Annotated in this window: 27 protein-coding genes; 7 read left to right on the forward strand and 20 right to left on the reverse strand. The window is 65.3% G+C overall.

Going from position 1 to position 23,189, the window contains the following annotated elements; genetic code table 11:
* The first annotated feature begins 27 nt into the window (after window positions 1–27).
* The 5 genes from E8M84_RS07335 (at window position 28) to E8M84_RS07355 (ending at window position 2,835) form a co-directional block, all read left to right on the forward strand.
* Complete coding sequence (locus E8M84_RS07335) at window positions 28–333, forward strand: DUF2282 domain-containing protein (protein ID WP_137110477.1); 306 nt, start codon at window positions 28–30, stop codon at window positions 331–333.
* Window positions 334–383: 50 nt separating this feature from the next.
* On the forward strand, window positions 384–1,229 hold the full coding sequence (locus E8M84_RS07340; RefSeq protein WP_137110859.1) for a DUF692 domain-containing protein: 846 nt from the start codon (window positions 384–386) through the stop codon (window positions 1,227–1,229).
* Window positions 1,226–1,957: a DNA-binding domain-containing protein gene (locus tag E8M84_RS07345; RefSeq protein WP_137110478.1), complete on the forward strand. Its 732-nt coding sequence runs from the start codon at window positions 1,226–1,228 to the stop codon at window positions 1,955–1,957. Before E8M84_RS07340 ends, E8M84_RS07345 begins: the two co-directional genes overlap by 4 nt.
* The gene (locus E8M84_RS07350; protein WP_137110479.1) at window positions 1,954–2,493 is read left to right on the forward strand and encodes a DoxX family membrane protein; all 540 of its coding nucleotides are present in this window, start codon (window positions 1,954–1,956) and stop codon (window positions 2,491–2,493) included. Before E8M84_RS07345 ends, E8M84_RS07350 begins: the two co-directional genes overlap by 4 nt.
* A gap of 135 nt (window positions 2,494–2,628) precedes the next feature.
* Complete coding sequence (locus tag E8M84_RS07355) at window positions 2,629–2,835, forward strand: cold-shock protein (RefSeq protein ID WP_128514143.1); 207 nt, start codon at window positions 2,629–2,631, stop codon at window positions 2,833–2,835.
* On the opposite strand, the gene E8M84_RS07360 is transcribed toward E8M84_RS07355, so the two are convergent.
* The 3 genes from E8M84_RS07360 to E8M84_RS07370 form a co-directional block, all read right to left on the reverse strand.
* Window positions 2,832–3,158: an arsenate reductase family protein gene (locus tag E8M84_RS07360; RefSeq protein WP_137110480.1), complete on the reverse strand. Its 327-nt coding sequence runs from the start codon at window positions 3,156–3,158 to the stop codon at window positions 2,832–2,834. The two genes, E8M84_RS07355 and E8M84_RS07360, sit on opposite strands and share 4 nt — an antisense overlap.
* Before the next feature lie 110 nt (window positions 3,159–3,268).
* Window positions 3,269–3,661, reverse strand: coding sequence for a DUF2177 family protein (locus tag E8M84_RS07365; protein ID WP_137110481.1), 393 nt, complete (start codon window positions 3,659–3,661; stop codon window positions 3,269–3,271).
* Between the two features lie 105 nt (window positions 3,662–3,766).
* Window positions 3,767–4,249 carry a cupin domain-containing protein gene (locus tag E8M84_RS07370; protein WP_137110482.1) on the reverse strand — a complete coding sequence of 161 codons (483 nt, stop codon included), beginning with the start codon at window positions 4,247–4,249 and terminating at the stop codon, window positions 3,767–3,769.
* Window positions 4,250–4,307: 58 nt separating this feature from the next.
* Here E8M84_RS07370 and E8M84_RS07375 point away from each other — a divergent pair, with 58 nt between their 5' ends.
* Window positions 4,308–4,865: a transposase gene (locus tag E8M84_RS07375; RefSeq protein WP_137110483.1), complete on the forward strand. Its 558-nt coding sequence runs from the start codon at window positions 4,308–4,310 to the stop codon at window positions 4,863–4,865.
* A 64-nt stretch (window positions 4,866–4,929) separates the two neighbouring features.
* On the opposite strand, the gene E8M84_RS07380 is transcribed toward E8M84_RS07375, so the two are convergent.
* Window positions 4,930–5,598: a hypothetical protein gene (locus E8M84_RS07380; RefSeq protein WP_137110484.1), complete on the reverse strand. Its 669-nt coding sequence runs from the start codon at window positions 5,596–5,598 to the stop codon at window positions 4,930–4,932.
* Complete coding sequence (gene thyX, locus E8M84_RS07385) at window positions 5,595–6,500, reverse strand: FAD-dependent thymidylate synthase (RefSeq protein WP_137110485.1); 906 nt, start codon at window positions 6,498–6,500, stop codon at window positions 5,595–5,597. Before thyX ends, E8M84_RS07380 begins: the two co-directional genes overlap by 4 nt.
* A 90-nt stretch (window positions 6,501–6,590) precedes the next feature.
* Between thyX and E8M84_RS07390 the strand changes: the two genes are divergently transcribed.
* On the forward strand, window positions 6,591–7,019 hold the full coding sequence (locus E8M84_RS07390; RefSeq protein WP_137110486.1) for a VOC family protein: 429 nt from the start codon (window positions 6,591–6,593) through the stop codon (window positions 7,017–7,019).
* A gap of 41 nt (window positions 7,020–7,060) precedes the next feature.
* Here the strand turns inward: E8M84_RS07390 and E8M84_RS07395 are convergent, their stop codons facing one another.
* From E8M84_RS07395 to bchF, 15 genes are all read right to left on the reverse strand, one after another.
* Window positions 7,061–7,531 (reverse strand): cytochrome c family protein, encoded by a 471-nt coding sequence (locus tag E8M84_RS07395; protein WP_137110487.1) that lies wholly within the window; start codon window positions 7,529–7,531, stop codon window positions 7,061–7,063.
* An 87-nt stretch (window positions 7,532–7,618) separates the two neighbouring features.
* Window positions 7,619–8,833, reverse strand: coding sequence for a 5-aminolevulinate synthase (gene hemA / locus E8M84_RS07400; protein ID WP_137110488.1), 1,215 nt, complete (start codon window positions 8,831–8,833; stop codon window positions 7,619–7,621).
* Window positions 8,834–8,846: 13 nt separating this feature from the next.
* Window positions 8,847–9,644: a putative photosynthetic complex assembly protein PuhE gene (puhE, locus tag E8M84_RS07405; RefSeq protein WP_137110489.1), complete on the reverse strand. Its 798-nt coding sequence runs from the start codon at window positions 9,642–9,644 to the stop codon at window positions 8,847–8,849.
* 94 nt (window positions 9,645–9,738) lie between these two features.
* Window positions 9,739–10,839, reverse strand: a complete 1,101-nt coding sequence (gene acsF, locus E8M84_RS07410) for a magnesium-protoporphyrin IX monomethyl ester (oxidative) cyclase (protein ID WP_137110490.1) — start codon at window positions 10,837–10,839, stop codon at window positions 9,739–9,741.
* On the reverse strand, window positions 10,836–11,132 hold the full coding sequence (locus tag E8M84_RS07415; RefSeq protein ID WP_137110491.1) for a hypothetical protein: 297 nt from the start codon (window positions 11,130–11,132) through the stop codon (window positions 10,836–10,838). Before E8M84_RS07415 ends, acsF begins: the two co-directional genes overlap by 4 nt.
* Before the next feature lie 12 nt (window positions 11,133–11,144).
* Window positions 11,145–11,609 carry a photosynthetic complex assembly protein PuhC gene (puhC, locus tag E8M84_RS07420; RefSeq protein WP_137110492.1) on the reverse strand — a complete coding sequence of 155 codons (465 nt, stop codon included), beginning with the start codon at window positions 11,607–11,609 and terminating at the stop codon, window positions 11,145–11,147.
* Window positions 11,610–11,614: 5 nt separating this feature from the next.
* Complete coding sequence (puhB, locus tag E8M84_RS07425; RefSeq protein WP_137110493.1) at window positions 11,615–12,253, reverse strand: photosynthetic complex putative assembly protein PuhB; 639 nt, start codon at window positions 12,251–12,253, stop codon at window positions 11,615–11,617.
* Window positions 12,254–12,318: 65 nt separating this feature from the next.
* Entirely contained in the window at window positions 12,319–13,083 is a 765-nt protein-coding gene (gene puhA / locus E8M84_RS07430; RefSeq protein ID WP_137110494.1) for a photosynthetic reaction center subunit H, read from the reverse strand.
* Window positions 13,084–13,100: 17 nt separating this feature from the next.
* Window positions 13,101–14,534 carry a PucC family protein gene (locus E8M84_RS07435; protein WP_137110495.1) on the reverse strand — a complete coding sequence of 478 codons (1,434 nt, stop codon included), beginning with the start codon at window positions 14,532–14,534 and terminating at the stop codon, window positions 13,101–13,103.
* Window positions 14,531–15,199: a magnesium protoporphyrin IX methyltransferase gene (gene bchM, locus E8M84_RS07440; protein ID WP_137110496.1), complete on the reverse strand. Its 669-nt coding sequence runs from the start codon at window positions 15,197–15,199 to the stop codon at window positions 14,531–14,533. Before bchM ends, E8M84_RS07435 begins: the two co-directional genes overlap by 4 nt.
* Window positions 15,199–16,101 carry a ferredoxin:protochlorophyllide reductase (ATP-dependent) iron-sulfur ATP-binding protein gene (gene bchL / locus E8M84_RS07445; protein ID WP_137110497.1) on the reverse strand — a complete coding sequence of 301 codons (903 nt, stop codon included), beginning with the start codon at window positions 16,099–16,101 and terminating at the stop codon, window positions 15,199–15,201. Before bchL ends, bchM begins: the two co-directional genes overlap by 1 nt.
* 25 nt (window positions 16,102–16,126) lie before the next feature.
* Entirely contained in the window at window positions 16,127–19,711 is a 3,585-nt protein-coding gene (locus E8M84_RS07450; protein ID WP_137110498.1) for a magnesium chelatase subunit H, read from the reverse strand.
* Window positions 19,701–21,254 carry a ferredoxin:protochlorophyllide reductase (ATP-dependent) subunit B gene (gene bchB, locus E8M84_RS07455; RefSeq protein WP_137110499.1) on the reverse strand — a complete coding sequence of 518 codons (1,554 nt, stop codon included), beginning with the start codon at window positions 21,252–21,254 and terminating at the stop codon, window positions 19,701–19,703. The genes E8M84_RS07450 and bchB overlap by 11 nt, the downstream gene beginning before the upstream one ends.
* On the reverse strand, window positions 21,251–22,522 hold the full coding sequence (locus E8M84_RS07460; RefSeq protein WP_137110500.1) for a ferredoxin:protochlorophyllide reductase (ATP-dependent) subunit N: 1,272 nt from the start codon (window positions 22,520–22,522) through the stop codon (window positions 21,251–21,253). The genes bchB and E8M84_RS07460 overlap by 4 nt, the downstream gene beginning before the upstream one ends.
* Window positions 22,519–23,016 (reverse strand): 2-vinyl bacteriochlorophyllide hydratase, encoded by a 498-nt coding sequence (gene bchF, locus E8M84_RS07465; RefSeq protein WP_137110501.1) that lies wholly within the window; start codon window positions 23,014–23,016, stop codon window positions 22,519–22,521. Before bchF ends, E8M84_RS07460 begins: the two co-directional genes overlap by 4 nt.
* Between the last annotated feature and the right edge of the window lie 173 nt (window positions 23,017–23,189).

The raw sequence follows: 23,189 nt of genomic DNA on the forward strand, positions 1-23,189 counted from the left end.
GACGACCAACTCAAGGGATCTGCTCACATGTCTTATCAATCGAAATCGCTTGCCATCGCTGGCGCCCTTGCCGCTGCCCTGTCCGGCGTTGCCGGGATGGCCTCGGCCCAGGAAAACGAAAAGTGCTTTGGCGTGGCGCTGGCCGGTCAGAACGACTGCGCGGCGGGTGAAGGCACCACCTGCGCCGGGACCTCGAAGGTCGACTATCAGGGCAACGCCTGGAAGCTGGTCCCGGCTGGCACCTGCGAAACCATGGAACTGCCTGCCGGTGGTGACGGGATGATGCGTAAGGGCTCGCTGACCGCGCTGGAGCGTGACCTGCCCGCCGCCTGATGCCGTTTGCCCCGGTCTTTCCGGCCGGGGCGTTTTCCATGGGGGACCCGATGCTTGACCAGACCTTCGGCCTGCCTGCCCGTCCGGGCGTCGGCTACAAGCCGCAGCATTTCAGCGCGATCCTGGCCGATGCGGGCCCTGTCGGCTGGCTGGAAATCCATGCCGAGAACTACATGGGGGCGGGCGGCCGGCCTTTGGCGCAGCTGCGCCATCTGGCAGAGCGGTTTCCGATTTCGGTGCATGGTGTCGGGTTGTCGATCGGCGGAGAGGGGCGGCTGGATGCCGAGCATCTGCAACGGCTGAAGGCGCTGTGCGGCTGGCTGAACCCGGCCAGCTTTTCCGAACATCTGGCCTGGTCGACGCATGACGGGGCGTTTCTGAACGATCTTCTGCCGCTGCCCTACACGGCGGCAACCTTGGCCCGCGTCGCAGATCACATCGACGAGGTGCAGGACGTGCTGGGTCGCCGGATGTTGCTGGAGAATCCCTCAACCTACATCGCCTTTGCCGAGACCGCGATGGGCGAGGTCGAGTTCCTGACCGAGATCGCGCGCCGGACCGGCTGCGGCCTGCTTCTGGATGTGAACAACGTCTATGTCTCGGGCACCAATCAGAATTATGACCCGGTGGGGTATCTGGACGACTTCCCGCTGCATCTGGTGGGCGAAGTGCATCTGGGCGGCCATGACGAGGACCGCGATGACCACGGGCGCAGGCTGCTGATCGACAGCCATGGGGCCGAGGTGGTGGACCCGGTCTGGGCGCTGTACGCCCGGGTGATCGGGTGCGCGGGGCCAAAGCCCACGCTGATCGAATGGGACAATGACGTGCCGGACTGGCCGGTCCTGATGGCCGAGGCCGCACGCGCGGCTGCCGTGCTGGAGCCGGTGACATGAACCAGTCAGACTTCGCCGCCGCCCTGCTGGACCCCGCGGCCCCGGTTCCGGCGGGCATTGTCGGCCCGGATGGGCTGGCCGCACCCCGGCGGTTCGCCGTCTACCGCAACAATGTCGCGCTGTCTTTGACCCGCGCGCTAGAGGCGTCCTTCCCGACCGTGCGCAAGCTGGTGGGTGAGGCCTTCTTTGCGGCGCTGGCGGGTGAGTTCCTGCGGGCCCATCCGCCGAGGTCGCGGATGCTGATGCTGTATGGGGCAGAGATGCCCGCGTTTCTGGCGCGGTTCCAACCGGTGGCGCAACTGGGCTATCTGCCCGACGTGGCACGGCTGGATCAGGCCGTGCGGGAAAGCTATCACGCATCGGACAGTCGGCCGCTGCCCGAGGCCGAGTTCCAGCGGCTGGTTGGCGCGGATATCGCGGGTTTGCGCCTGCGCCTGGCCCCCTCGCTGCGGGTGGTGCGGTCGCGCTGGCCGGTGGTGTCGATCTGGGCCGCGAACCACGAGGGCGGACCTGCGCCCAAGGCCGTTGCCGAAGATGCCCTGATCCTGCGGCCAGAGTTCGATCCAAGGCCCCAGGTCCTGCCCGCAGGTGGCGGGGCCTTTGTGGCCGGGTTGATCGAGGGTCGGACCCTGGGGGACTGCGTGGACCTGTCCGGGCCGGAGCTGGACCTGGCGGCGGTTCTGGGCGTGATGATCGCGGGCCAGGCAATCACGGGGGTTGAGGAATGAACTGGCTGCTGGGTCTCTATCGGGAAGTGGGGGCATTTGCCTCCCGGCAGGGCGACTGGGTTCTGCCGACATTGGCGCGGCTGGTGTTTGCGGCTGTCCTGCTGGGCTATTTCTGGGCCTCGGCCCTGACCAAGCTGGACGGGCCGTTCAGCCCGTCTACCGGGGCTTTCGCCCAGATCTTCCCGAAGGCCTTCGAGGCCGTCGGCTATGATGTGGGGCAACTGGGCCTGTGGCAGCGCCCAGTCGTTCTGGTCGGGTCCTGGGCCGAGTTGGTCCTGCCCCTGCTGATCGTGCTCGGCCTTCTGACGCGGTTGGCTGCGGCTGGAATGATGGGGTTCGTGCTGCTCCAGAGCCTGACCGACATCTACGGACACGGGGCGGCAGCCGGAGCCTGGTTCGACCGGGCCTCGGACGCGCTGATCCTGGACCAGCGGGCGCTGTGGTTGGTCGTGTTGGCCGTTTTATTGTGCAAAGGGGCGGGGCCTCTTTCGGCGGATCGTGCGCTTGGGGTTGAGCCAACTCGCCTTGCGGCTTGATTTTCGGCGAATCCTTGGCATCATCGCCTTAGTGACGACAGATTTCCTGACCGGCTCTCGGAACGAAGCCCTGGAAGACCTGGTGGCACGGCTTGCGGTAATGGCGCCGCAGGGGGTTCTGAGAGGAGAAGCGGAATGCCGACAGGCACCGTGAAGTGGTTCAATTCGACCAAGGGCTATGGCTTCATCGCGCCGGACGATGGCGGCAAGGACGTGTTCGTGCACATCTCGGCGGTGGAGCGTGCGGGGCTGAAGGGGCTCAGCGACAACCAGAAGATCGGCTACGAACTGCAGTCGGGCCGCGACGGCAAGCAGTCGGCCGGCGACCTGCGCCTGCTTTAACTGGTCAGCGCGGCTTCGGTCGCGCTGTCCCAGCCCAGGAACCAGCGATCCCCGTCCTGGATGACCGGCCGTTTCATGACGGTCGGCTGCGCCATGATCTGCGCCTCGGGGTCCGAAGCCTTCAGGAAATCATTGAAGCTGCGGTAGGTGGTGGACTGCTGGTTCACCGCCCTTGATCCGAATTCCTGCACGATGCGGTCGACCTCTGCTTGCGTCAGCGGGGTGGCCCGGATGTCGCGGAAGGTGACGTCCTTGCCGGCCTGCTGAAGGGTCTTGAGGGCCTTCTTGCAGGTGTCGCAGGTGGGGATGCCGTAGAGGATCATGCGCTCTCCTTGTCCACGCTGGACGGATTTCGAATATCGTTTGGTTTCAGTCGCTTGCCTGTGGGCGTTTACCGGTTGGTAACATATCCCGGCGGGGGCCGCAAAGGGGCTTAGCCGTGGATCATCCGGGTGATGGTCACCCCGGCCCAGGCGGAAAAGGCGGTGAGGATGCCGCCCCAGGTGGTGTCGGTGACCACCATGGTCCAGTGCCAGTCCTTCATCACGGCCCAGGAGGTGAACTCGTAAGTGCCATAGGCCATGAGGCCGATGATTAGGGCGGGGAGGATGACGGGCGCGCCGGTTTTCAGGGCGGGGAGGGAGACGAGGTACACAAGGCCGCCCACATAGGCGAGGTAGAAAAGGGCGGCGGGGGCGATGCGGATCGGCTCGGCCAGAAGCGGGCCGATGTAGCGGGTGAAGAGGGGCTTCATCACCAGGGTCAGCATGATCGCGTCGAGGATCAGGAAGACGGCGGCGGTGGCGGCGTAGAGGGTGAGGGTCATGGGCGGGCTCCTTTGGCAGGAGGTAGGGCGGGATGGGGCGAGGGGTAGGGGGATTGAATTCACGCAGCAATCCTGCGGTGAAAGCCGTGCGTGCGAGCACGCAACCTACGATCGCTTCTCGGGGTTCAGGCCCAGAGCCTCGGTCAGATCGTTGAAGATGCCATACCGCGCTTCGATTTTCGCAATCTTCTCCGGCGTGTCGGCCCCGCTTGCTTCGATGTCCCGAAACAGACCCTCGCAACCGCCCGGGGTCACAATGGCGAACATCTGGCCCGGTTCTTCGCCGATATTGCGCCAGCCATGCTGCACATGGGGCGGAAGGGTCACGACGGCACCGGGAGTTGCGACGAATTCGTCATCGCCGCAGCGGAAAAGATAGGTGCCACGCACCACGCGGAAGACCTCGGTTTCCCGGGTATGGGTGTGTGGGGCCGGTCCCTGTCCGGGCGGCGTGAAGGTTTCCCACATGCCGAAGGCGCCATTGGTCTCGGCTGCTGTCGCGTGGATGTGGACCTCGGCACCAAAGGGTGTGCGCGCCTTGCGCTCGTGGCCCGGCAGCGACACGACAGCTTTGGTGAAGTCCGCCATGGTGGCCTCGTGGGTTCGGGTAACCCGAGGTTAACCGAAAAGGCACAATCATGCGACCATGTCCGCGTATCTCCGTCCCAGGGTTCCCGGCGCTTGCGTCTTCTTCACGGTCAATCTGGTGGACCGGGGGGCGGATACGCTTGTCCGGCATGTCGAGGTGTTGCGGCAGGCGGTGGCGGTGACAAAAGCGAAGCGGCCGTTCCGGGTTGATGCGTGGGTGGTGTTGCCGGATCATATGCATTGCGTTTGGACGTTGCCGGAGGGGGATGCGGATTATTCAGTGCGGATGGCGGCGATCAAGGCGCAGTTCACGCGCGACGTCCGTAGGTCGGGGTTCACCCCGACTCCCATCCCAAGGAACGGATACGGCGCAAACGGTGGGCGTGTGCGCCATGGTGGGGCGTATGAAGAAAGAGTCGGGGTGAACCCCGACCTACGGGGGGAAGCGCCCATCTGGCAGAAGCGGTTTTGGGAGCATCACATCCGAGATGACCGGGATTTCGAGGTGCATGTGCGGTATTGCTGGACCAACCCGGTGAAGCACGGGTTGGTCGGGCATCCGCGAGAGTGGCCGTTTTCGTCATGGCACCGCGATGCGGGCGGGGCGGTGTGGTAGGTCGGGGCGTGCCCCGCCATCAGGAGTCGGGTAGAGAGTCGGGGTAAACCCCGACCTACACTTGCTAAAAAGCCTTGTCGGTTCTGAGTCCATATCTCACAATGAAGTGGATGAAATCCTTACCAAGAGGCGTCAACTCCACTGAAGAATCTACGCGTAAGAGATTTCTTTGAACAAGAAAGTTTGTGTACTTTTCAAAATCCCAGTCTGAAAGCTCTGAAAATCTGGACTTTACTTCAGAGAAGAATTCCTCTCCATCTGATTTACTAACTTGCCCGCCACGTTCATTGATCTTCTGAAGAAGCAATATCTGACTTCCGAATATATCCGCATAAGCAAGTGCATAGCCTTTTTCTAGTTGTTCTATTGCAAGGGCATTTATCGTGATGTCGAGGACGTCCCCCTTGGGCAATTGTTCTATTGCCGCCCTCAGCACCTTCTCTTGCTCGGCGATTGCTGCCGTTCGTGGTAGAGTAAACTTCGTGCTCGAAAGGGTATTCTCTGGGATAGTGCCGCCTTCCGTCTGAGCAATCTTGCGCTCATCTATGCGGATTTGCGCGCCAAATCCTTCAAATGAAATGCCTCTATCTGCGAAAATGTGAGAAATCAAAGGGCGGAAAATGCGAGCCACCAAGATTAGCGCAAGCGGCCACGATATTGAGGCGATCAATGAGAAGAGATTTTGCCAGAATGGGAGCAGCTCAATAAGAAAATAGTCGAAAAATACCCTCACCCCCAAACCTCCACAAACTCCCGCCACTCGCCCTTCGACATGCCGGAGGCCTCTTGCGTGACCGTCTCTCCAGCCAAGCGACGCTTCAGGACCGCAATCGCCTTGGAGGAGAGCGTCACTCCCCCCATCCGGTAGTCCTCGAAGGCCCCGTAGGCCAGCGGGACCCAGTCCTTCACGGTGGCCGCAATCGCTTCGGCATAGACGCGGATTTCGTATTGGGCGTGGGGGTCGGCCCTCAGACGGAGGAAGTGGAAGAGGTTGTGCAGGTCGACCTTCCAGTACCACTGGGTGTAGATGTTGGCGGGGAGGTTCATGCGGGCAAGCTCTCGCGCGAGGCCCTGCTGGCCGTCCTGGGACAGCATCGCCTCGTAATGGTCATAGGCGCGGTTGGCGTCGCTCTTCAGCAATTCGAGGACGCGGGCGGCTTCCTCGCCGGTCAGGACCTCGCCCCGGCCCTGGTTGTTGACGGTGGACTGGGCGGCGAGCTGGTCGGGGGCGGGGATGTAGAACTCCCGGTCGAGGATCGAGTAGCGGGCGGAGTATTCGTTGACGTTGGCGGTGCGGTGGCGGATCCACTGGCGGGCGACGAAGACGGGGAGTTTGACGTGGAGCTTGATCTCGCACATCTCGAACGGGGTGGAGTGCCAATGGCGCATCAGGTAGCGGATCAGGCCCTCGTCGTTCTGGACGTGCTTGGTGCCCGCCCCATATGACACGCGGGCGGCCTGGACGATGGCGCTGTCGTCGCCCATGTAGTCGATGACGCGGATGAAGCCGTGGTCAAGGACGGGGTGGGCGCGGTAGAGATGCGCCTCCATCCCTTCCGATACGGCGCGAAGGGTGGGGTGGGGGGTGGCCCGGGCGGCCTCGATTTCGGCCAGTTGGTCGGGGGTCAGCGGCATGGGCGGCGTCCTGTGGTTCGAGTCGGGTGTTACTATAGCTTGCGGTTGATCGGTGTGATACCGCTAGATGAATGAAAGATGGAGGCTGAGATGGGCATCAAGTATCTGCACACGATGGTGCGCGTGAAGGATCTGGAGAAGTCGATGGCGTTCTACAGGCTGTTGGGCCTGAAGGAGACGCGGCGGCATGAGAGCGAGCAGGGGCGGTTCACGCTGGTGTTCATGGCGCCTCCCGGGCAGGAGGATTGCCCGGTGGAGCTGACCTACAACTGGGATGGCGATACCGGGCTGCCGTCGGACAGCCGGCACTTCGGGCACCTGGCCTATGAGGTGGACGACATCTATGCGACCTGCGCGCATCTGCAGGCGCATGGGGTGCTGATCAACCGGCCGCCGCGGGATGGGCGGATGGCGTTCGTGCGCAGCCCGGACAATGTGTCGATCGAGTTGTTGCAGAAGGGGGCGGCGAAAGCGCCGGCAGAGCCCTGGGCCAGCATGGCCTCGACCGGGCACTGGTGATGTGTGGCCTGCCGTCTGGGGAGCGGCAGGCCACCGACGCCTCAGTTCGAGGCAGGCTCGGCTGCGGCGTCTGTTGCGGCCGGAGCGGGTGACAGCGAGGCGATGAAGGCGTAGACGTTCTTGGCGTCTTCTTCCTTCGGGAGCTTGAAGCTCATCTTCGACTTGGCGGCCTTGTCGCCGGTCTTGTCCTTCAGGAACTTGGCCGGATCGGCGACGTAAGCGACGAAGTCGGCCTCGTTCCAGGCAAAGCCCGAAGCGCCGAGCGCGACGATGGACTCACCATATTTGAACTCGGGGTAGGTGCCCGCGACGCGGCCGGGCAGGCCGAAGAGGTTCGGGCCGGTCTTGGAGCCCTTGCCAGCCAGGACCTCGCCCGCTTCGTTGGCGACGATGTGGCAGGTCTGGCACTTGGCGAAGACCTTTTCCCCGGCAGCGGCATCGCCGGTGGGCACTTCCTGCGCCAGCGCGGGGCCGGCGAGAAGGGCAAGGATTGCGGTGAGTTTCAGCTTCATGGGTGTCCTCCCGATGTTGGCGGCCATACGAGATGATCCGCCCTGATGAAAAGGCAAGGGGCTATCGCACACATCGGCGCGATTTGGTCAGGCCACGGCGTGGGCGATGGCGCAGCGGCTCCAAAGGGAGGAGAGGGCGGTGATGAGATGGGCGATGTCCTCGGCCGAGTGGAGCGGGCCGGGGGTGATGCGGAGCCGTTCGGTGCCCTTCGGCACGGTCGGGTAGTTGATCGGCTGGACGTAGATGCCCCAGTCGGCCATCAGCATGTCCGAGATCATCCGGCACTTCACCGGGTCGCCGATCATCACCGGGATGATGTGGCTTTCGTTCGGCATGTGCGGGATGCCGTGGGCGTCAAGTTGGGCGCGGACGCGGGCCACATTGGCCTTCTGGCGTGCGCGTTCTTCGGTCGAGGCCTTGAGGTGGCGGATCGAGGAGGCTGCGGCCGCGGCGCAGGCGGGCGGCAGGGCGGTGGTGAAGATGAAGCCGCTGGCGAAGCTACGGACGAAGTCGATCAGCTCGGCCTTGGCGGTGATGTAGCCGCCGACGACGCCGAAGGCTTTGCCGAGGGTGCCCTCGATCACGTCGATCCGATGGGCGAGGCCGCGCTCTTCCGACACGCCACCGCCGCGGGGGCCGTACATGCCGACGGCGTGGACCTCGTCGATGTAGGACAGCGCGCCGTGGGCTTCGCAGACCTCGACGATTTCGCGGATCGGGGCGATGTCGCCGTCCATTGAGTAGACGGATTCGAAGGCCACGATCTTCGGACGGTCGCCGACGGCGTGCAGCTTGCGGTCAAGGTCGCGCCAGTCGTTGTGCTTCCACAACACCTTGTCGGCGCGGGAATGGCGGATGCCTTCGATCATCGAGGCGTGGTTCTTTTCGTCCGACAGGATCACAGCGTTCGGGATCTGTGATCCGAGAGTGGAAAGTGCGGCCCAGTTCGAGACGTAGCCGCTGGTGAACAGCAAAGCGCCTTCCTTGCCGTGCAGGTCGGCCAGTTCGCGTTCCAGCATGACATGATGGTGGTTGGTACCCGAGATGTTACGGGTGCCGCCTGCGCCGGTGCCACAGGTCTGCACGGCGTCCACCATCGCGGCGACAACCTCGGGGTGTTGACCCATGCCGAGGTAGTCGTTCGAGCACCAGATCGTCACCTCTTCCTTGGTCCCGTCAGCGCGGTGGCGTTCGGCCTTGGGGAAGCTGCCGCAGCGTTTCTCCAGATCCGCGAAGACGCGGTAGTTGCCCTCGGACTTGAGGGCGGTGAGGCGGTCCTGGAAGTAGGTGGCGAAGTCCATGGCGTGCTTCCTGTCAGGTGTCTTGTTTGGAGGATTGGGCAGTGGGGGCTTCGGGAAGCATCCAGTGCCAGAGTTTATGGTCAGGGACCGGCACGACCATGAAGAGGTGCTCGATCAGGGCGAGGGCGGTGAGAACGGCGAGCAGGAGGTAGCCGATGAAGCTGGCATCCTCGGCCGAATTGGCGGCCTGGGCGGCCCACCAGCCGGTGGCGAGCGCGAGGGCGGCAATGGAGAGGGGCAGAAGGGCCGTGGCGCGCGCCCTGCGGAAGTGGCTCGCGATATGGGCCAGCGGGCGGGGGAGGAATTCGGTATTGATGCGCGGGGCGCCGAGGAAAAGGTTCAGCTTGGCCGAGACGCGGGCGAAGAAGAGCGTGGCGAAGGTCAGAGCCGCGAAGGGGTTCGGGGCATTCAGCGTGAGATGGGTAATGGCGAGCAGGCCCGCGATCAACGCGAATTCGTGCCAGAGGATCGACCCCACGGCGCGCCAGATGCGTTCGGGCAACCGCGCGTCTGGCGGGCAGGGTTCACGGTGCGGGCCGGTGACGATGCCCGACAGGAAGGCAAGCTCGATCCAGCCCCAGAAGGCCAGAGCAGAGAGGAAGCCGGTATAGACCGAGCCCACAGTCAGGTGGCTGACCGAGGTATGCGCGCCGATGGCACCGCCGACGAGGAGCGGCAGCCCGAGGAGGACGGACCAGAGGTGGTCATCCGGTCCGCCCAGATCGGCCTTGCGGACGCGCCAGAGGATCAGCCCCGTGGAGGCCCACCAGAGGAAGATGGCCGAGAGGGCGATGATCCATGGATTAGTCATGTGCGGCACCCCCGAAGGGATGCCGCACAGGATGCCGGGACGCGCCCATCCCGCATCCTACCTGCCGCCGAAGCGACGGTATGATGGTGTGCGGTCAATACGACGGCTCCAGCCGCACCGAGAGGGGCGGAGTGCTGCGTTTGACCGGAATCAGATACATCCGCGCGAAGGCCGTCATTGCGCGGGCCGAGGCTGTGGCATGCTGCAGGCGGCCCATCAGGCCCCCCTTCCGCTTTCCGCGTTCCATGTCGAGCATCGCGGCGTTCATCCGGTTCAGCGACGGAATCCAGGCCGGGTGGTCGATGTCGATCTCCATCGGGAAGACCTGTTTCGCGATGGTCGAGGTCTTGCGGAACACCTCCTGGTCGTACCAGTCGATGTCGACGCCGAGGGCGTTGTGGAAGTCCTTGCGGGCGTGGTCGCGGACCCACATCGTCGAATAGACGGCGACGAGGAAGAACTTGATCCAGAGCTTGTTGTTCCAGCTTTGGGTCAGCTTCGGGTCGGTCCGCATGAGGAGCGCGAAGGCCTCGCCGTGGCTGAACTCGTCGTTGCACCATTCGCGGAACCACTTGAAGATCGGGTGAAAGCGGTGTTCGGGGTGCGCCTCGAGGTGCCGGAAGATCGTGATGTAGCGGGCGTAGCCGATCTTTTCCGACAGGTAGGTGGCGTAGTAGATGAACTTCGGCCGGAAGTAGGTGTACTTCTTGGCCTTGGTCAGGAAGCCGAGGTTCACGGCAACGCCAGCCTCGCGGAGCGCGTCGTTGATGAAGCCGGCGTGGCGGGCTTCATCGCGGGCCATGTAGTTGAACAGCTCGCAGATGTCGGCGTTTGTGCCGCGGCGCTTCATCTCTTTGTACAGCACGCAGCCGGAGAATTCGGCGGTGCAGGAGGAGACCAGGAAGTCGATGAACTCGGCGCGGAGGGCGGGGTCCATGCCTTCCCAGTCGACGTCATCCCAGGCTTCGGTCTTCTTGAAATGGCCCTTGTTCGGGTCGGACTTCATCTGAGCGAGAAGCGCGTCCCATTCCTTGCGGACGGGGGTCACGTCGATCTTGTCCATTTCGTCGAAGTCGGTGGTGTAGAAGCGCGGGTTCAGAAGCGTGGTTTCCGTGGCCATCGCGGTGGTGTCGAATTTGCCCGCGAGTTCGGAGTGGAGTTCGCCATGCGTGGTGTCGTGGGTCACGTCTTTCATGCCAGCAACTCCTCTGAGAACGAGAATTCGCACAGTTCCATGAAGCCAAGGTCGCCCGTGGCGCGGGTCCACCAGCGCTCGATCGGGGTGGCGCGGGTGATGGTGGCGTTGCGGCGTTCGACGATGACTTCGCCGTAGGCGGCCATGATCGGCGCGCCGTGGACGAGGACTTCGTCGCCGGGATGCACGACCGCGCCGTTGTCAAAGCGGACGTGGGCGTGCAGGCTTTCGAAGCGGTGGCTGACTTCGACCGTGCAGGGCACGGTTTCCTTCGCTTTGGTGAAGATACCCATGATTTCGTTCCCTTATTGTTGATCGAGGAGCCGCTCTACGGCAGCTTTGTTGTCGTTCCCGAAGGCGTAGAGTTCGATCGACGCCCCCGAGGCAGGGTCTTCGGCCACGAGGCGGCCGTTGTCATACTGGACGATCTTGATGGGCGGATTGCCCTGGACGCGCGCGACAGTGCGGGCGCGCTGGATGGCGTTCTGGATCACGGTGACAAAGCCGCCGTGGTCCATCTCGGCGATGAGGGTGCCGTCGGCCGCATAGACGGTGACGGCCTGGGCCGACCGGCCCTCCAGGATGAGTTCGCGCTCGGCCACGACCTTGCCCGGGGCCGGAGTGCCGGTCGGGGGGCGGTCGGTGAGGACGGCGAAGCTGGTGATCGCAAGCGCCGAGAGGGCGAGCGCGAGCATCGCCCAGAGGAGCGTCCGCGGGATCATCTCGCGTTCAGGGCTGGGGCGGTCGGCGAGGGCCTTGAGGTAGGACATGGCCGTCACTCCGCCGGGACGGCCGCGGGGGCCGTGAAGGTGACGACGGGTTCGTTCACGCGGGTCTGGGCGGCGTCCGACAGGATCCGGGCGACCTGGGCGGCATCGGGGATGCAGCGGAAGGCGGGCTGGACCTTCTTCGCAAAGCCGGGCCGCAGATGCGGCCAGAGCGCGAGGTAGGAGATGTGCTGGCCGTCCACCAGTTCCAGCGCAATCGTGCCGGTGCCGGTCATCGGGCGGGTGGACAGCGTGGCGGCGGCGATCTTGGTGAAGGGCACGGTCCAGGTGACCTGGAGCGCGGCCCCGATGCGCAGGATCACCCGGTTCGTGGTGATCGAGTAGATCGCGGCGCGCGCCACGGTGCGGGCGAGAAGCCGGATCAGCGCATAGGCGGCAAGGGCAATCACGACGTAGGGGATGAAGACCGCCACGGACTGGCCGAAGCCGCCCGCCGAAAAGGCCACGGAGGCCCGCCAGACGGCGAGGACCAGAAGGTAGCCGAAGACCCAGTTCGCCTTGAACGCTTCACGCGCGAGAGCGGCGGGATCGGGGGAGCCTTGCCAGAGCAGGTCTTCTCCGGGGGGCAGGGGTTTCGGGAGGCCGGGTTGCGGTTCGAAGTCGAAGTCTTTGTCATGGTCTGACATGGCAGACCCTTTCGTCGTTCAGGGTAAGACGAAGCGGCGCGGGCGCACGCCGCTTCCCTTATGCGTCAGAACCCGCGCTTGCGGCCCTTGGCGTACATCCAGCCAGAGGCGACATAGGCGGAGATCTTTTCTTCTTCGAGCTTGGTCACGCTCGTCAGGCTTTTCGTCGCGGGGATCGCGTCGAAGAGGTCCGAGGTCAGGGCGTTGATCCGGACGCGGTCAGCCCAGATCTTGCACATGGTCATCGGGACAAGCCGCGACGAGCCGGAGTTCAGGTCGATTTCAAGGTAACGGACCAGCTGTTCCGGCACGTCGACCCACATCTCCTTGATGCGGCCGACGACTTCCAGGTCCCCGGCCTGCACCGGCAGACCGCGCGGGTCGCGACCGGCGCTGACTTCCATGCCTGCGATCTTGGCCATCGGCTGGATCTTGGCATGGCCGTGGGCGTCGACCTCGGGCTCATCCCGACGCGGGACCCAGGAGGCGGGACCGACGCCGTCAAGCATCGGGTTGCCGGTGGGCACCAGCGGGAAGCCTTCCGATCCGGACGGCACCAGCGCGAGGTCGGTGCGGCGATGCGCGGCCTCGTTCTCGGCCGAGGGCACGGTAACGGTTCCCTTGCCCATCGGCAGGAGGAAGGTCTTGGGCTTCGGCAGCGGATAGATCGCCTGGTTCGAGGCCTGCGAGCCGTCCTCGTTCTCGAAGGGGAAGCCTTCGCGCATGTTCTCGGTCTGGAGATAGTAGATCAGCAGCGCGAAGAAGCCCCAGAAGAGCCAGATCGAGAGCGACGCGAGGTCGAAGTTTCCGAAGAAAGTGACACCAACCATTCAGAGGTCCTCCGTTGTCAGGTTGGGAATTCGGTCAGCCGCAAGCCTGGCTGGCCTTGGTCCGGTTTGGATTTGGGAACGCCGATCCGGACCAGGGGGCCAAGTGCGGCGAGAGTGAGGAAGAGAAGTGCGATTTCAACGTGGTATACCACGGTGTAACCCAAGCTGATGTCGTGCAGCGGGCCAAGGAGCCCGGCATCGACGATGTGGCCGACGAGGTCACGGATCGTGCCCCCGGCAAGGATGGCAAGGCCCGCGGCCGTGGCCTGGGCCGAGCCCCAGGCGCCAAGGATCAGGCCTGCGCCAAGCGTGCCCTGGGTGCGGGCCATGGCGGCGTTGAGGGTCGAGAGGCCGAAGATGCCGTTTCCGAGGCCGATGGCGAAGGCGCCCATGTAGAACAGGGGCCAACTGGCCAAGGGGCTGGCGAAGATCACGGCCGAGAAGGCAGCGACGCCGATCAGAAGGCCGGTGGCTGCCTGCCGGTACGGGTCGGCCCCGAGGCCAAGGCGGCGGGTGGCCCAGAGAAAGCCTGCCAGAGCCCCAAGCGCCCAGAGCGCGGTTAGGACCGTGGTGGCCGACACGGAGAGGCCAAGCACCTGGCCGCCATAGGGTTCCAGAAGCACGTCCTGCATGTTGAAGGCCAGCGTGCCGAGGAAGACGACCACGAGGAGGCGACGGGCACCGTCCTGTTGCATCAGTTCCTTCCAGGCGCCGGAAAACGAGGGGCGGGGGGCCTCACGTTCGGCCTTGGACATCGGGCGGACGCGCTCCTGCTTCCAGAAGGCGATGATGTTCAGGATCAGGGTGGCCGCGCCGCAGCCCTGCACCACCTGCACCAGCCAGATCGGGTCGTAGTTGCGCAGAAGGAAGCCCACGATCAGGGCCGAGATGCCCATGCCGACGAGGTAGAGGATGTAGAGCATGGCGACGACGCGCGGGCGGGTTTCTTCGGTTGCGCGGTCGGCGGCGAGGGCGAGGCCTGCGGTCTGCACCATGTGCATGCCAAGGCCCGCCATCAGGAAGGCAAGCGCCGCAAGGACTTCACCGGCCCAGGCGGGGCCTTTGTATTGGTCGCCCGAGAGGACGATGAGCGCGAAGGGCATGACAGCGAGGCCGCCCATCTGCCAGAGCGAGCCGAACCAGAGATAGGGGATGCGCTTCCAGCCGAGGGCGGAGCGGTAGGTGTCGGAGCGGTGGCCGAGGAGCGCCCGGAACGGGGCGACAAGGACCGGGATCGAGATCATCAGGGCGACGATCATCGCGGGGACCGACAGTTCGACGATCATCACGCGGTTGAGTGTGCCAAGGAGCAGGACCTGCGCCATGCCGACGGAGACCTGGAAGAGCGCGAGCCGCCAGAGCTGGCCCATGGGCAGGTCGGCCGAGGCCGCGTCGGCGAAGGGCATCCAGCTTGCACCCAGTTTGGCGACGTCTTTGCGGCGGAGGATCATGATTGATGCTCCAGACATTCCGAGATGTAGAAGCCCGAGGTGACGCGGTCGATCCTGGTCAGCCGGCCGGGGCAGTGTTTGGCCAGCCGCGCGGCGTCGTGCGGGACCATGGTGGGCGAGCGGTCGGAGCGCGGGAAGAGTTTGCCCGCGTGCCACATCGCCATGAGGAGGGTGGTGCGCGGGGCGACGGTGAAGACGATGGCCTGGGCGGTGCGTTGCGACAGGTTGCCGATGACGCGGCCGATGTCGGCGTCGCGGTAGTAGATCAGGCTGTCCATCGCCAGGGTGAAGTCGAAGCGGCCCAAAGCGGGGTCGGACATGTCGCCTGCGTGGAAGTCGACTTGATCCGTCAGGGCGGGGTGCAGGCGGCGCTTGGCGATGTCTATGAGCTGGGGCGAGATGTCGACGGCGGTGACCTGTGCGCCGCGCTGGGCAAGCTCGGTGGCCATCGCGCCGGTCCCGCAGCCAGCGTCAAGGACCCGCGCGCCGCGCAGGTCTTCGGGCAGGCGCGACAGCATCAGGGCACGCATCCGGTCCCGGCCCTTGCGGACGGTTTCGCGGATGCGGCTCACCTTCTCATGCGAAGTCAGCCGCTCCCACGTCTGGGTCGCGGTGCGGTCGAAGTAGGTTTCGACCCGGTCGCGGGTTTCGCCGTAGGCAGGCATCAATCAAATCCCAGAAGTTCGAAGATTTCGCGGTCAGGGAGCGGTTCGGGCGAGGAGCCTTCGCCGTTGACGGACTTCCAGAGCGTGTCGGCCAGGCGCAGGTATTCGGCGCGGGCGGTGACAATGTCCTGCTCGTCATCCATCTCGAAGAGGGTCTTCTTTTTCAGGCGCGAGCGGCGGATGGCGTCGATGTCGGGCATATGGGCAAGGCGGTTGAAGCCGACGCGGGCGCAGTAGCGGTCGATCTCATCCGTCTCGCGGGAGCGGTTGGCGACGCAGCCGGCAAGGCGGACCTTGTAGTTGCCGGACTTGGCCTGCACGGCGGCGATGATGCGGTTCATCGCGTAGATCGAGTCGAAGTCATTGGCGGTGACGATGACGGCGCGGTCGGCGTGCTGCAGTGGGGCCGCGAAGCCGCCGCAGACCACGTCGCCGAGGACGTCGAAGATCACGACGTCGGTGTCCTCAAGCAGGTGGTGCTGTTTCAACAGCTTGACGGTCTGGCCGACGACATAGCCGCCGCAGCCTGTTCCCGCTGGCGGCCCGCCAGCCTCGACGCATTTCACGCCGTTGAAGCCGGTGGCGACGTAATCCTCGGGGCGGAGTTCTTCGGAGTGGAAGTCGACCTCCTTGAGGATGTCGATCACGGTGGGTTGCAGGCGGCCCGTGAGGGTGAAGGTCGAGTCATGCTTCGGGTCGCAGCCGATTTGCAGGACGCGCTTGCCCATCATCGAGAAGGCGGCGGAGAGGTTCGACGAGGTGGTGGATTTGCCGATCCCGCCCTTGCCGTAGACCGAGAAGACCTTCGCGCCTTCGATCTTGACGGCGGGGTCGAGTGCGACCTGGACGGAGCCTTCGCCGTCAAGGCCGCGGAGATTCGGAATTTCGTCGCGCGGGCTCATGTCGTGGCCCCTTTCATGTGAGGTGTCATTCGGCGGCGATCCCTTCCAGGCGATCCTCAAGTTCGTCGGCGGCGTTTTGCAGCGCGGCGAGGGTGGCGGGATCGGGTGTCCAATAGGCGCGGTCCGAGGCTTCCAGCAGGCGCTGAGCCATGCGGGAGGAGGCTTCGGGGTTGAGGGCGGCGAGGCGGCGACGCATGGCTTCGTCGGTGACGAAGGTTTCGGTCAGGCGCTGGTAGACCCAGGGTTCGACGGTGCCGGTGGTGGCGGACCAGCCGAAGGTGTTCGAGACATGCGCCTCGATCTGGCGGACGCCTTCGGCCCCGTGGCGGAGGAGGCCTTCGTAGAACTTCGGGTTCAGGCTGCGCGAGCGGGTTTCGAGGGCGATCTGGTCGGAGAGCGTGCGGACAGTGCCGCCGCCGCGCGTCTGGTCGCCGATGTAGACCGGGGTGTCCTGGCCGCCGCGCGCGCGTTTCACGGCGCGGGCGATGCCTCCCAGCGTGTCGAAGTAGTGGTCTACCGAGGTCACGCCCAGTTCCACGGATTCGAGGTTCTGGTAGGCGAGGTCGACGTCCTTGAGCGCCTTCTGCAGCAGTGCCGGGTTGCCGGCGGCCTTGCCGGTGACGCCATAAGCGAAGCTTTTGCGGTTCTGGTAGGCGTCGGCGAGTTCATCCTCATCCCCGAAGGCGGATGAGCCGACAAGGACATTGACGTTCGAGCCATAAGCCCCTTCGGCGTTGGAAAAGACGCGGAGGGCGGCGGTTTCCATGTTGCAGCCCATCTCCGCCGCGTAGCGCAGGGCGTGGGCGCGGATGAAGTTCAGCGCCTCGGGTTCATCTGCGGTGGCGGCCTTGAAGGCGGCTTCGGCGAGCATCCGGGTTTGCAGGGGCAGGAGGTCGCGGAAGATGCCGGAGAGGGTCATCACCACGTCGATCCTTGGCCGCCCCAGTTCCGCAAGGGGGATGAGGTCGGCTCCGGCGAGGCGGCCGAAGCTGTCGAAGCGGGGTTTGGCGCCGATCAGGGCGAGGGCCTGGGCGATGGGGCCGCCGTCGGACTTGATGTTGTCGGAGCCCCAAAGGACCAGCGCCACGGTGCGCGGCAGGGTCGGGTGAGTGGCGAGGAGGCGGTCGGCCTGGGCCTTGCCATCGGCCAGCGCGAAGGCGGTAGGCATCCGGAAGGGGTCGAAGGCGTGGATATTGCGGCCTGTGGGCAGGATCTGGGGCGAGCGGATCAGGTCGCCACCCGGGACGGGGGAGATGTAACGGCCCGAGAGGGCGCGGAGAAGGGCGGGGATTTCAGTTGATTGCTGGAGGTGTTCGGAGGCTTTCGCCCGGGCCTCGGCATCGTCGGGCATCAGCGCCAGGTACTCGGCGCGCTGGGCGTCGGTCATGGGCCGCCCAAGGACGTGGAGGCCATCGGTGATGAGGGCGCCTTCCGTCTCCAGGAGCTTCAGCCAAAGCGCGTCGGGGTTGGACGGGTCCATATCCACGGCGCGGGCCTGTTCGGCGATCAGGAGCGCGAGGTCCTCGCGGTCCGGTGCGTCGGGGGACAGGGCGCGGAAGCGGGTGAGGCTGTCCTTGAGGTCGACGAGGCCCTTGTAGAGGCCGGATTGCGCCAGGGGCGGGGTCAGGTGGGTGACGGTGACGGCGTTCGACCGGCGCTTGGCCAGGGTCGCCTCGGACGGGTTGTTCGCGGCGTAGAGGTAGACGTTCGGCAGGTTGCCGATCAGGCGGTCGGGCCAGCATTTGCCGGACAGGCCGGCCTGCTTGCCGGGCATGAATTCCAGCGCCCCGTGCATGCCGAAGTGGAGGAGGACATCGGCACCGAAATCCTTTTTCATCCAGTCGTAGAAGGCGGTGAAGGCGTGGGTCGGGGCGAAGCCCTTCTCGAACAGAAGGCGCATCGGGTCGCCTTCGTAGCCGAAAACGGGCTGGATGCCGACGAAGATGTTGCCGAACTGGTGGCCGAGGACGAAGACGTCGGCTCCGTTGGATTGCGCACGGCCGGGGGCGGGGCCCCAGACCTTTTCGGTCTCGCCAAGCCAGCGGGAACGGCGGACGAGTTCCGAGGCGGGGATGCGGGCGGCGACGTTGGCGGGCTGGCCGAAGGCGGCGGAGTTGCCTTTGAGGACCAGGTCGCGGAGGGCCTCGACCGAGGTGGGGGGCGTGACGTCGTAGCCCCCGGCCTTCATCGCATGAAGGGTGTTCAGGAGGCTTTCGAAGACGCCAAGGTAGGCAGCGGTGCCGACGGCCCCGGCGTTCGGCGGGAAGCCGTAAAGGACGATGGCGACCTTGCGTTTTGCGGTTTCCGAGCGGCGGAGCGTGGCGAGGCGGAAGACCTTCTCGGCCAAGGTCTCGATGCGTTCGGAGCAGGGGGCCATGACGCGGGAGGTGACGTCCGTGGGCGCGGGGCAGTTCTTGGCGCAGCCGGTGCAGCCGCCCGCGTCGTGGCGGCCGGCGAAGACGGTGGGGTTGGTCGCGCCGTCGATCTCTGGCAGCGCGATGAGCATGGTGGTCTCAACGGGCCCAAGGCCGCCGTCGGTGGCGGCCCACTGGCCGAGCGTCTGGAATTCAAGCGGGTGCGCGGCGATGTAGGGCGCGTCGAGGGCAGCGAGCGCGGCGATGGCGGCGGGACTGTCGTTGTAGGCGGGGCCGCCGACGAGGGAGAAGCCGGTGAGGGAGACGAGGGCGTCGATCCTGCCGCCGGTCATGAAGGCGTCGATGGCGGGGCGGCCGTCGAGGCCGGAGGCGAAGGCGGGGACGCAGGCGATGCCGCGGGCCTCGAACGCCCGGATGACGGCATCGTAGTGCGCGGTGTCGGAGGCGAGGATGTAGGAGCGCAGCATCAGAAGGCCGACGGTGGCGGTCATGCCGTCGGGTTTCGGCAGGAGCGCGGGGTCGGTGAAGACGCGGGCGGGAACGTCGGGGTGGTAGAGGCCGACATCGGGGTAATCGACGGGGGCGGCGGCCTTGACCTTGTTCCAGTCGCGGTTCGGGGCGTAGCGGCTGACGAGGTAGCGGACCATGCTTTCGATGTTGTCGTCGGACCCACCGAGCCAGTACTGCATCGACAGGAACCAGGCACGCATGTCCTGGGCCTTTCCGGGGATGAAGCGCAGGATCTTCGGCAGGCGGCGGAGCATCGCCATCTGCTTTTCGCCCGAGGAGCCGGAGGGGGATTTGCTGCCCCGGAGCTTTTTCAGGAAGGCCATGGCTCCCGAAGCAGGGAGCGACATGTCGAGGTCGCCCATTTTCGTGAGTTTCACGATCTGCGGGTCGGAGATGATGCCGACGCAGGCGTCCAGCTGGTCGCGGCGGGCCTGCATGTCGGGCAGGATCTGGGTCAGGTGCTCTTCGAGGAAGATCAGGTTGGCGACGATGATGTTGGCACGGGCGACATCAGCCTTGGCGCGGGCGAGGGACGCGGGGTTCTCGGCCCATTCGGCGGCGGCGTGGACGGAGATGGTCAGGCCGGGGAAGTCTTTGGTCAGGCGCGCGGCGACGCGCTGGGCGGGGCCTGCGGCATGGGCGTCGAGGGTGACGATGACAAAATGGTAGAGGTCCACCGGGGCGGTTTGCTTCAGGTCCGGCGATGTGTAGCGGTCATCGCGCATAATGGGCCTTGGCCTCGTAGAGGGTCTCGATGCTGATCTGGGTGACGCCTTTTTCGGCGGCGTATTTCTCGGTGTTGCGGCGGGCCTTGGCGCGGACGAAGAAGGGGATCTTCTTGAGTTCGCGTTCCGCGTCCGGGAGCCACTGGAGGGCGTCGGCGAGGGCCTGTGCGGCCTCGATCATTTGCGTCGCGGCGTTGGCGGTGGGTTCAAGGATCGGTGCGGGCGCCGGGGTGGCCTTGCCGCCGTGGTGGCTGGGACCAGCGGCGTCGTGGAACTCGAAATCCTCGCGGAACATGGTGAGGAGGTGCTCTTCGAGGCCCATCACCAGCGGGTGAATCCAGGTGTCGAAGAGGACGTTCGCGCCCTCAAAACCCATCTGCGGGGAGTAGCTGGCGGGGAAGTCCTGGACGTGGACGGGGGCCGAGATCACGGCGCAGGCGATGCCGAGGCGCTTGGCGATGTGACGCTCCATCTGCGTGCCGAGGATAAGTTCCGGGGCGGCGGCGATGATGGCCGCTTCGACGTCGAGGTAGTCGTCGGAGATGAGGGCTTCGAGGCCGTATTCTTTCGCGGCGGCGCGCATGGGGCGGGCGAATTCGCGGTTGTAGCAGCCGAGGCCGACGACTTCGAAGCCGATCTCGTCGCGGGCGACGCGGGCGGCGGCCATCGCGTGGGTGGCGTCGCCGAAGATGAAGACGCGCTTGTTGGTGAGGTAGGTGCTATCGACCGAGGCCGACCACCAGGGCTGGCGAAGGTCCTTTTCGTCGACCTTGGCGCTGACACCGGCCAGGGCGGCAACTTCGGCGATGAACTCACGGGTCGCTTGCGCGCCGATGGGGGTGGTTTTTGTCCAGGGCTGAGCGTGGGTCTTTTCCAGCCAGCGGGCCGCGCCTTCGCCGGTTTCGGGGTAGAGCAGGACGTTGAAATGGGCGGCGGGGAGGCGCTTCAGGTCATCTGGGCTGGCGTCGAGCGGGGCGGCCACGTTCACGGCGATGCCCATCGAGGTCAGCAGGCGGGTGATCTCGGTCACGTCGTCGCGGTGGCGGAAGCCTAGCGCAGTCGCGCCGAGGATATTGCAGGAGACTTCTGCGGTGCGCTCTTGCGGCTGCGCCAGGGCGCGGACCAGGGCGTGGAAGGTCTCGTCCGCGCCGAAGTTTTCCTTGCGGGAGTAGCTTGGCAGGTCCAGCGGGACCACGGGGCAGGGAAGGCCCAGGGTCGAGGCGAGGCCGCCGGGGTCGTCCTGGATCAGTTCGGCGGTGCAGGAGGCGCCGACGATCATCGCTTGCGGCTTGAAACGGTCATAGGCGCCTTGCGCGGCGCGCTTGAAGAGGTTGGCGGTATCGCCGCCAAGGTCGGAGGCCTGGAAGGTGGTGAAGGTGACCGGCGGGCGGTGGTTGCGCCGTTCGATCATCGTGAAGAGAAGGTCGGCGTAGGTGTCGCCCTGGGGGGCGTGCAGAACGTAGTGGACGTCTTTCATGCCGGTGGCGACGCGCATCGCGCCGACGTGCGGGGGGCCTTCGTAGGTCCAGAGAGTGAGTTTCATGCCTGACCTCCTGCCAGCATCGCGCGGCGGCGGAGGGGGCGGGAGAAGAGGCCGGCAAGGTCGCCTGCCTGTTCGTAGAAGTGAACGGGGGTGAAGACGAGCTCGATGGCCCATTTGGTGGCGTAACCGGCGGCTTCCAAGGGGTTGGCAAGGCCAAGGCCGCAGACGGTGAGGTCGGGCTTCAGGGCGGCGTGGCGGTCAAGCTGCAGGTCGACGTCCTGGCCTTCGGAAAGGACGGTCTGCGGCAGGAGGGCGAGTTCGGGTTCCATCAGGCCGCGGTGGAGGTAGGGGGTGCCGACCTCGACCGGGAGCATGCCGCATTCGCGGGCGAGGAAGCGGGCGAGGGGGATTTCTAGCTGGCTGTCGGGGAACATGAACAGCGTCTTGTTGCGCAGGGTTTCCGCATGGGCCGCGACGGCCTTGCGGGCGCGGGCGCGGGGGGCGGCGGTGACTGCGTCGAAGGTTTCCAGCATCACGCCCTGGGTCTTGGCAGCGGCGCGGAGCCAGTCGGTCGTGCCTTCTTCGCCGAAGGGGAAGGGGGCGACGATACGCTCGCCGCCGCGACGCTCCACCGCGTGGGCGGTGTCGGCCAGGAAAGGCTGGGTCAGGATGAAGCGGGTGTTCGGACCGACCCTGGGCGCATTGGCGGCGCGGCGGGAAGGCAGGAAGCTGACGTTCTTGATGCCCATCTGGGTCAGGAGCGACAGGCACTGGTCTTCGACCACGTCGGGCAGCGCGCCGACGACGAGAAGGTTTGCCTCGGTGGTTTCCTCCAGGCTGGGGACCATTGCTGCAAGGCAGGCGTCCTCGCCTTGGGTGAAGGTCGTCTCAATCCCCGAGCCGGAGTAGTTGTAGACTCGGACCGCGCCGCCGTGGCGGGCGTTCAGGCGTTCGGCAGTGCGGGAGAGGTCAAGCTTGATGACTTCGGACGGGCAGGAGCCGACGAGGAAGAGCTGGCGGATGTCGGGGCGGCGGGAGAGGAGGCGTTCGACTTCACGCTCCAGCTCCTGATGCGCGTCGGCAAGGCCGGCGAGGTCCTTCTCTTCGAGAATCGCGGTGCCGAATCGCGGCTCGGCAAAGATCATCACGCCGGCGGCGGATTGCAGGAGATGCGCGCAGGTGCGGGAGCCGACGACGAGGAAGAAGGCGTCCTGCATCTTGCGGTGCAGCCAGATGATCCCGGTCAGGCCGCAAAAGACCTCACGCTGTCCGCGTTCGCGCAGGACAGGCGTGTGCAGGCAGCCGGTGGTGGGGGTGTCGAGGCTCATGCCGGGTGCCCCCTGGGAGTGGCGGTGTCGAGACGGGCGCGGCGGAGCTTCAGGAGGAACTGGGTCGCGTTGACGAAGTAGGTCACATAGGCCGCGAGCGTGATGAGCATCAGCTGCTGCGGTGCGATGGATTGTGTAAGCAAGCCATAGAGATAGACCGTGTGCAGCGCGATCACGACGAAGCTGACCACGTCTTCCCAGAAGAAGGCCGGGGCGAAGAGATACTGGCCGAAAACCACCTTCTCCCAGATCGCGCCGGTGACCATGATCGTGTAGAGAAGCGCGGTCTTGATGAGGATCGAAACGGTCGCCGCAAAGTAACCGTCCCCGGTCAAGAGGTAGCGCAGGACGAGGATGAGGGAGACGGCGCAGACCAGGAACTGGATGGGCGCCAGGATGCCCTGGACCAGGGTCCAGACGGTCGCATCACGACGGGCGCGCTGGCTTGGCGTGTAGAGGGGATCGGACCTGGTATCTGAGGTCGCAGCGGACATTCCATACGCCTCGATGTTGTAGTCGCGTTTACACTCATCGTAGTCAGGCAGCATTGTCTGTCAATGTAGATTTACACATTTCTGCGATCAGGCGGGACTTTTCACCGGGGATGGTGTCGGGAGAAGCCTTTAACGGTTTGCAAATTATATTATTCGTTTTCAGTGCTTTAGAT

The organism is Rhodobacter sp. SY28-1, from assembly GCF_005222785.1.
Lineage (GTDB): Bacteria > Pseudomonadota > Alphaproteobacteria > Rhodobacterales > Rhodobacteraceae > Tabrizicola.

Bases quoted from the DNA above. Each gene is read 5' to 3' on its own strand.
- E8M84_RS07335 (WP_137110477.1), top strand. From the start codon at position 28: ATGTCTTATCAATCGAAATCGCTTGCCATCGCTGGCGCCCTTGCCGCT.
- E8M84_RS07340 (WP_137110859.1), top strand. From the start codon at position 384: ATGCTTGACCAGACCTTCGGCCTGCCTGCCCGTCCGGGCGTCGGCTAC.
- E8M84_RS07345 (WP_137110478.1), top strand. From the start codon at position 1,226: ATGAACCAGTCAGACTTCGCCGCCGCCCTGCTGGACCCCGCGGCCCCG.
- E8M84_RS07350 (WP_137110479.1), top strand. From the start codon at position 1,954: ATGAACTGGCTGCTGGGTCTCTATCGGGAAGTGGGGGCATTTGCCTCC.
- E8M84_RS07355 (WP_128514143.1), top strand. From the start codon at position 2,629: ATGCCGACAGGCACCGTGAAGTGGTTCAATTCGACCAAGGGCTATGGC.
- E8M84_RS07360 (WP_137110480.1), bottom strand. From the start codon at position 3,158: ATGATCCTCTACGGCATCCCCACCTGCGACACCTGCAAGAAGGCCCTC.
- E8M84_RS07365 (WP_137110481.1), bottom strand. From the start codon at position 3,661: ATGACCCTCACCCTCTACGCCGCCACCGCCGCCGTCTTCCTGATCCTC.
- E8M84_RS07370 (WP_137110482.1), bottom strand. From the start codon at position 4,249: ATGGCGGACTTCACCAAAGCTGTCGTGTCGCTGCCGGGCCACGAGCGC.
- E8M84_RS07375 (WP_137110483.1), top strand. From the start codon at position 4,308: ATGTCCGCGTATCTCCGTCCCAGGGTTCCCGGCGCTTGCGTCTTCTTC.
- thyX (WP_137110485.1), bottom strand. From the start codon at position 6,500: ATGCCGCTGACCCCCGACCAACTGGCCGAAATCGAGGCCGCCCGGGCC.
- E8M84_RS07390 (WP_137110486.1), top strand. From the start codon at position 6,591: ATGGGCATCAAGTATCTGCACACGATGGTGCGCGTGAAGGATCTGGAG.
- E8M84_RS07395 (WP_137110487.1), bottom strand. From the start codon at position 7,531: ATGAAGCTGAAACTCACCGCAATCCTTGCCCTTCTCGCCGGCCCCGCG.
- hemA (WP_137110488.1), bottom strand. From the start codon at position 8,833: ATGGACTTCGCCACCTACTTCCAGGACCGCCTCACCGCCCTCAAGTCC.
- puhE (WP_137110489.1), bottom strand. From the start codon at position 9,644: ATGACTAATCCATGGATCATCGCCCTCTCGGCCATCTTCCTCTGGTGG.
- acsF (WP_137110490.1), bottom strand. From the start codon at position 10,839: ATGAAAGACGTGACCCACGACACCACGCATGGCGAACTCCACTCCGAA.
- E8M84_RS07415 (WP_137110491.1), bottom strand. From the start codon at position 11,132: ATGGGTATCTTCACCAAAGCGAAGGAAACCGTGCCCTGCACGGTCGAA.
- puhC (WP_137110492.1), bottom strand. From the start codon at position 11,609: ATGTCCTACCTCAAGGCCCTCGCCGACCGCCCCAGCCCTGAACGCGAG.
- puhB (WP_137110493.1), bottom strand. From the start codon at position 12,253: ATGTCAGACCATGACAAAGACTTCGACTTCGAACCGCAACCCGGCCTC.
- puhA (WP_137110494.1), bottom strand. From the start codon at position 13,083: ATGGTTGGTGTCACTTTCTTCGGAAACTTCGACCTCGCGTCGCTCTCG.
- E8M84_RS07435 (WP_137110495.1), bottom strand. From the start codon at position 14,534: ATGATCCTCCGCCGCAAAGACGTCGCCAAACTGGGTGCAAGCTGGATG.
- bchM (WP_137110496.1), bottom strand. From the start codon at position 15,199: ATGCCTGCCTACGGCGAAACCCGCGACCGGGTCGAAACCTACTTCGAC.
- bchL (WP_137110497.1), bottom strand. From the start codon at position 16,101: ATGAGCCCGCGCGACGAAATTCCGAATCTCCGCGGCCTTGACGGCGAA.
- E8M84_RS07450 (WP_137110498.1), bottom strand. From the start codon at position 19,711: ATGCGCGATGACCGCTACACATCGCCGGACCTGAAGCAAACCGCCCCG.
- bchB (WP_137110499.1), bottom strand. From the start codon at position 21,254: ATGAAACTCACTCTCTGGACCTACGAAGGCCCCCCGCACGTCGGCGCG.
- E8M84_RS07460 (WP_137110500.1), bottom strand. From the start codon at position 22,522: ATGAGCCTCGACACCCCCACCACCGGCTGCCTGCACACGCCTGTCCTG.
- bchF (WP_137110501.1), bottom strand. From the start codon at position 23,016: ATGTCCGCTGCGACCTCAGATACCAGGTCCGATCCCCTCTACACGCCA.